This is a genomic window from Streptomyces sp. Ag109_O5-1, from assembly GCF_003814875.1.
In the GTDB taxonomy this organism is placed as follows: domain Bacteria; phylum Actinomycetota; class Actinomycetes; order Streptomycetales; family Streptomycetaceae; genus Streptomyces; species Streptomyces sasae.
Genome location: NZ_RKQF01000001.1, coordinates 5,035,213 through 5,041,122 on the forward strand (window position 1 = coordinate 5,035,213; position 5,910 = coordinate 5,041,122).

A 5,910-nucleotide genomic window follows, 5' to 3' on the forward strand; every position below is an offset into this window, starting at 1 on the left:
CCCCGGATTCAGCACTCCAAGCCGCCGGGTTGCTTCAAACCTGCGCGTCTCACGAGGCTAGGATCCGGTACAGCTGTTCGGGCAAGGGGCCCGAGAAGGTTATGGGGTTGAGAGGTTCAGATGGTGGCAGGTAAGGTTTTGCGGTTCGACGGGGTGCGAGGCTACGGATTCATCGCTCCTGAGCAGGGCGGGGAGGATGTCTTCCTGCACGCCAACGATCTACTGATCCCGGAGACCTCCGTGCGTTCGGGGACCTGGGTCGAGTTCGAGATCGAAAAGGGCGACCGCGGGCCCAAGGCCTCATCCGTCCGCCTTTCCGAGAGGGCCCAGGCCCCTGTCATGCCTCCGCCTCCCGTGCGGCTCCAGGTACCCCCGTCCATCCAGACGTCCACCGTCGTACCCGCGGACGGTGAAGAACCCACCTGCGACGTACTCAGCGTCGCGGAGTACAGCTTCGAGGTGACTGAACTCCTCCTGAACGCAGCCTCATGGCTGACCGGGGAACAGATCACGAACCTTCGCCAGCAGCTGGTCCAGCTCAGCAGGAGCCACGGCTGGGTCGAGGGCTGATCCCAGGCGGGACCGCCCGTTCGCGCAGGGCGACTCAGGACGTCCGTCCACCACAGCCGCCGGCGATGAACCGTTCCGGGCAGTCGGGTTGTGTCCTCCATGCGCTGTGCCTTGGTGGTCGCAAGCCCGACTGCTCCACGGGCTCCGCCGGCTCCGCCGGTGGCATCACTGCGAGGACGAAACCAGTCCACTCTCGTAGGCGAGGATGACGAGGTGGACGCGATCGCGCGCGTCCAGTTTGGCGAGCAGACGCGCGACATGGGCCTTGGCGGTGGCCATGCTGATGCAGAGCCTCTCCGCGATCTCGGAGTTGGACAGGCCGCGGCCGACGAGGAAGAGGACCTCGCGTTCCCGGTCGGTGATGCCGTCGATCGCTCCGGGGCGGGTGGCGGCAGGAGCCGGGTGTGCCGCGAAGTCCTGGATGAGGCGGCGCGTGATGTGCGGGGCTATGAGCGCGTCTCCGGCGGCGACCACCCTGATCGCGTCGAGAATCGCTTCCAATTGCATGTCCTTGACAAGGAAGCCGCTGGCTCCGGCCCTGAGCGCGCCGTAGACGTAGTCGTCGTCGTCAAACGTGGTGAGGACCAGGACGTGGGTCCCCGACTCCGGGCCCGCGGTGATCCGGCGGGTGGCCTCGATTCCGTCCATGCCGGGCATACGGATGTCCATGACGGCGACGTCCGGCCGCAGCCGTGCGACGAGCGCCACCGCCTCGGCCCCGTTCCCGGCTTCCCCCACGACTTCCAGGTCGGGCGTGTCGGCGATGAGGACACGCAGGCCGGTGCGGATCAGAGGCTGGTCGTCGATCAGCGCGACGCGGATCACTCCGCGACCTCCACCGGCACAGGGAGCCGCGCCGCGACACGGAATCCGCCTTCGGGCCGGAAGCCGGCGCTGAACCGGCCGTGCAGCAGGCTGACCCGCTCCCGCATGCCGACGATGCCGTAGCCGGCGCTCGCCGTCGAGCCACCGCAGCCGAGGTCGACGACCTCGACGACCAATTCGTCCTGCCGGTAGTCGACCGTCACGCTGCAGTCCTTAGTGCCGGAATGCCGTACCACGTTAGTGACGGCCTCCTGGATGATACGGAAGGCGGCCAAGTCCACCTCGGCAGGCAGGCTGCGGGGCTCGCCCCGGCGTCGCACGTCGACCCGGACGCCGACGTCCATGGTCTTCGCCACCAGCTGATGGAGATCGGCCAGACCTGTGGCGGGCTCGAGCGGCGCCGACCGGGGGTCGGTCTGCCGCAGTGCGCCGAGCATGCCGCGCAGCCCGGCCAGGGTCTCCCGACCGGTGATCTCGATGGCCTCGAGGGCGCAGCGGGTCTGTTCGGGCTGAGTTTCCATGACCCGTCTGCCGACGCCGGCTTGGATGGTGACGATGCCGATGTTGTGCGCGACGATGTCGTGCAGTTCACGGGCGATGCGCAGCCGCTCGGCGGTGACCGCCTGCTGTGTGGCCTGGGAGCGCAGCATCTCGGCGTGGGCGCGGCTTTGGTAAATCGTGTTGCCGATCAGCCAGGCGATGGCAACGGTCGAGGCGAGGGCGAGCGACACCGAGTTCCTCACGGGATACCCGTACAACGGGCACCAGACCATGTTCCCGGCCACCACCCCGATCGGCAGCAAGGCGGCTAGGGCCGAGGTGCGCCGTTGCCGAGTGGCGGTGATGTAGCCGACGAGTCCGTCGGACAGCAGGAAGAGCGCGTACGGCGTCACCCGGTCCCACATCCCGTGGGAGAAGACGGCGCCCGCGAGCGTCACGGCCACCGCGGCCAGCGGCGCGCGGAACAGCAGTAGCGCCCCCACGGTGGTGACGACGGCCGTGACCAGGAGCGACGCGTCCTCGATGTTGTCGTCGTACTCGAGCAGGTGGTGCAGCTCCCCGGGCCGTTGCAGGCTGCGCACCAGGATGACCGCCGACCAGAAGAGCGCCACCCACAGACCGAGTGGAAGGCGCTTGAGCAGGGGCGGCGGGGGCGCGACGGTCATGGACCCGATCGTATGTGTGCGGGGCTGTCGGAACACGGGCCCACAGGCTTAATACTCCGGGCTACAAGCAGACCCCCCGAATGTGATCGCTGGGCCGATGCCGACCTCGTGGTCGCCCCGGCATGGTTGACTCGTGATCGAAGCCACGCATCTGACCAAGCGTTACGGAGACACCGTCGCCGTCGACGACCTGACCTTCACTGTGAAACCAGGCAGGGTGACCGGGTTCCTCGGCCCGAACGGAGCCGGGAAGTCCACCACGCTACGCATGATCCTGGGCCTGAACGCCCCCAGCGGTGGAGCCGTGACCGTGGACGGGACGCCCTTCGCGGGCCATCCCCGCGGGCTGCGTCGCGTCGGCGCACTGCTGGACGCCCAGGACATCCACGGCGGACGCAGCGCCCAAGCGCACCTGGCCGCCCTGGCCCGCAGCAACCGCATTCCGCTCGTCCGTGTGGACGAGGTGCTGCACGAGGTCGGGCTGGCCAAGGCGGCACGGCGCCGCATCGGCGGATTCTCCCTCGGCATGAAGCAGCGGCTCGGCATCGCAGGCGCGCTCCTGGGCGACCCGCCCGTGCTGCTGTTCGACGAACCGCTCAACGGCCTGGACCCCGAAGGCGTGCGCTGGGTGCGTGGGCTCTTCCGCCGCCTGGCCGCCGAAGGCCGCACCGTGTTCGTCTCCAGTCACATGATGGCCGAGATGCAGCACACGGCCGACCACCTCATCGTCATCGGCCAGGGCCGGCTGATCGCCGACGAGAGCCTGGAGGACTTCGCGGCCCGCGACACCTCCCTGAGTGTGACCGTTCAGACGCCCGACCTGGCCACGCTGGCGGACGTCCTGACAGCCGAGGGCGCATCGGTGCAGAAGGAGACCGACGAGGTGGGCCGAGTCGTGGGCCTCACGGCAGCCCGGATCGGCGACCTCGCCCACCGGCACCGCATCGCGCTGCACCAACTCACCCCCCAAACCTCGTCCCTGGAGTCGGCCTTCATGTCCCTCACCGCCGACAGCATCGACTACGTTGCCGGAGAGGCCGAATGAGCACCTCGACGTTGTCCGCGGGTGAGAAGTCCGACCGCGCGCCCGAACAGCGGGCACGGTTCGCGGACCTGATTGCAGCCGAGTGGATCAAGGTGCGGTCGCTCCGTTCGACCTACTGGGTGCTCGGGCTCAGCGCCCTGGCTGCGATCGCGATCAACGTGAACGCCGTCCACAGCGACCTGCTCTACATCGGCCGGCCACAGCCAGACGGTTCTCCCCCCGTCAAGTACGACCCGCTGTGGCACGGCCTCAACATCATCGCCGCCGACCTCATGACACTGGCCGCCGCCAGCTTCGGCGCCATCACCGTCTTCGGCGAGTACGCCACCGGGATGATCCGCACCACATTCGCCGCGGTTCCCGACCGCCGCGCGGTGATCACGGCCAAGGTGGCCCTGGTCACCGCGATCACACTCGTCCTCGGTGCGATCGTCTCCACGACGTCCTTCTTCGTCACCAACGCCATGCTCGCCCCCCACCACGTCGGGCTGTCCATCCATGACCCCGGGTGCGCCCGCGCCGTCGTGGCCTACGCACTGATCGTGCCGGTCTGCGCACTCATCGGCATGGCCCTCGGTACCGTCCTGCGACACGCCACAGCCTCGATCACCGCAGTCGTGGGGAAGCTGTTCATCCTGCCCCTGCTCTTCGGCGGCGACCGCTACAAGCTCTTCAAGGAGATCGGCAACTATCTCCCTCTCAACGCCGAGAGCCGACTGACTCTGAATCCGCATGGCCAGGCTCACCTGGGCAGGTATCCGGCCACGATCACCGGCTCGTGGATCGCGCTCGCCGCCTGGGCCCTCGCCTCAGTGATCGTCGCGGTGGTGGTCGTACGGCGCCGGGACGTGTGACACCGGCCCTGCCGCCCACCCGCCACAGCCGGTGGGCGGTCACGCGTGCAGTGTCCGCCCACCGCGCTGCCCGGGGTCGGGGCCTGCCCCGCATCCGCATGATCTCTCGGTCGGCGCCGACCCGGGCTGTTCGCCAGGGTCGACGTAGATCCACCCCGGGGAGGACAGCGCCCGTCGGCCTCCCCGAGGTGGTCGGCCGTTGCTGGACAGACGAGTTCCTCGATCGCCCGGTAGGCCGGGTGCTTCGGTCCGCCACGCGTGGACCGACGGGCACCCGCTCGGCCTCCGCTGTGCCCACCCGGAGTGCGGTGGTGTACTGATCGGCCGGGAGGAGCACTCAACTGGGGACGTCGAGACCAGGCAGCAGCGAAGTCACCAGGCTCGCCTCGACGTTTCCGCCGGTGAGCACCACCCCCACGTCGGCGCCGAAGCCGGAGGCGTGATCCAGTGCCGCCGCGAGCGCCGTTGCCGCCGCCGGCTCTATCAGGAGGCGTGCGTGGAGGAGGGCGGCACGAAGTGCGCCCTCGATGGCCGTCTCGCTCACCGTGACGACCGAGGCGACGGTTCGGTGGGCGAGATCGAAGGGGAGGCTGCCTATGCGATCGGGGCGAAGGCCGTCGGCGATCGTGTAGCCGGCGGGCACGGTCACCGGCCCGCCTGCCCGGACAGCCGCGGTGAACGCGGGCACGGCGTCCGGCTCCGCTCCGACCACCGCCAGGCCTTCCCCTGCGGCCGCCAGACAGGCCCCGGCGATCGCGCTGCCGCCTCCGATCGGAACGACCACAGCGTCCAGCCGGCCTCCCTCGGCGGCGACCTGGCCGATCAGTTCGGCCGTGGCAGTCCCCTGACCCACGACGACATCGCGGTTCTGGTAGGGATCGACCGCGTCGTACCCGCGCAGGACCTGAATGCTCTCGACCATCGCCATCCGCTCGGCGAGGACGGTGCCGGCGAACACGATCTCCGCTCCGGCTTCCCGGATCAGATCGATCTTCGTCGGCACCGCGTCCTCGGGCAGCACAAGCACGGCCGGAAGCCCGGTCGCACGGGCCGCCAGCGCGACCGCGATCGCATGGTTCCCCGTGCTCTGCGCGACCACGCCGCGGCTTCCGGCGGCGGCCAGCCGCTCAACGGCCAGGAGCGCGCCCCTGGTCTTGAACGATCCGCCGCGCTGCAGGTTCTCGGCTTTCAGCCAAAGCCGAGTACCGGCGAGCGCGTCGAGCCGGTCGCAGCGGACGACCGGCGTGCGCCACACCCGGCCGGCCAGCCGCCGCACGGCCCGGTCCACGTCATCCCTGCCGAGGCGCGACCCCTCGGCGCCGACGTCGGCGAGGCCGCCTTCGTGCTCATGCATTCCCGTCCTCTTCCCACCCCATCGAACGAGCCGTCCCCCTCTGCATCCCGCAGCGGGCGGACAGCATGCGGTCCGCCGGTCGTGCCGGCGCCCGGG

6 protein-coding genes are annotated in these 5,910 nt (G+C 69.6%); 3 read left to right on the forward strand and 3 right to left on the reverse strand.

Translation table 11 applies throughout. From position 1 onward, the window contains the following. Positions 1-120: 120 nt before the first annotated feature. Positions 121-570, forward strand: coding sequence for a cold-shock protein (locus EDD90_RS59055; protein WP_123974817.1), 450 nt, complete (start codon positions 121-123; stop codon positions 568-570). Positions 571-735: 165 nt separating this feature from the next. On the opposite strand, the gene EDD90_RS22905 is transcribed toward EDD90_RS59055, so the two are convergent. Further along, entirely contained in the window at positions 736-1,395 is a 660-nt protein-coding gene (locus EDD90_RS22905; RefSeq protein ID WP_123974818.1) for a response regulator transcription factor, read from the reverse strand. Then, the gene (locus tag EDD90_RS22910; protein WP_123974819.1) at positions 1,392-2,561 is read right to left on the reverse strand and encodes a sensor histidine kinase; all 1,170 of its coding nucleotides are present in this window, start codon (positions 2,559-2,561) and stop codon (positions 1,392-1,394) included. The genes EDD90_RS22905 and EDD90_RS22910 overlap by 4 nt, the downstream gene beginning before the upstream one ends. 133 nt (positions 2,562-2,694) lie before the next feature. On the opposite strand from EDD90_RS22910, the gene EDD90_RS22915 reads away from it, so the two are divergent. Together EDD90_RS22915 and EDD90_RS22920 are read left to right on the forward strand one after the other, a co-directional pair. Then, positions 2,695-3,606: an ABC transporter ATP-binding protein gene (locus EDD90_RS22915; RefSeq protein WP_123974820.1), complete on the forward strand. Its 912-nt coding sequence runs from the start codon at positions 2,695-2,697 to the stop codon at positions 3,604-3,606. Next, on the forward strand, positions 3,603-4,460 hold the full coding sequence (locus EDD90_RS22920) for an ABC transporter permease subunit (RefSeq protein WP_123974821.1): 858 nt from the start codon (positions 3,603-3,605) through the stop codon (positions 4,458-4,460). The genes EDD90_RS22915 and EDD90_RS22920 overlap by 4 nt, the downstream gene beginning before the upstream one ends. Before the next feature lie 337 nt (positions 4,461-4,797). Here EDD90_RS22920 and EDD90_RS22925 read toward each other — a convergent pair whose 3' ends face one another. Further along, positions 4,798-5,814: a threonine/serine dehydratase gene (locus EDD90_RS22925; protein ID WP_123974822.1), complete on the reverse strand. Its 1,017-nt coding sequence runs from the start codon at positions 5,812-5,814 to the stop codon at positions 4,798-4,800. Positions 5,815-5,910 lie beyond the last annotated feature (96 nt).

Bases quoted from the DNA above. Each gene is read 5' to 3' on its own strand.
- EDD90_RS59055 (WP_123974817.1), top strand. From the start codon at position 121: ATGGTGGCAGGTAAGGTTTTGCGGTTCGACGGGGTGCGAGGCTACGGA.
- EDD90_RS22910 (WP_123974819.1), bottom strand. From the start codon at position 2,561: ATGACCGTCGCGCCCCCGCCGCCCCTGCTCAAGCGCCTTCCACTCGGT.
- EDD90_RS22920 (WP_123974821.1), top strand. From the start codon at position 3,603: ATGAGCACCTCGACGTTGTCCGCGGGTGAGAAGTCCGACCGCGCGCCC.
- EDD90_RS22925 (WP_123974822.1), bottom strand. From the start codon at position 5,814: ATGCATGAGCACGAAGGCGGCCTCGCCGACGTCGGCGCCGAGGGGTCG.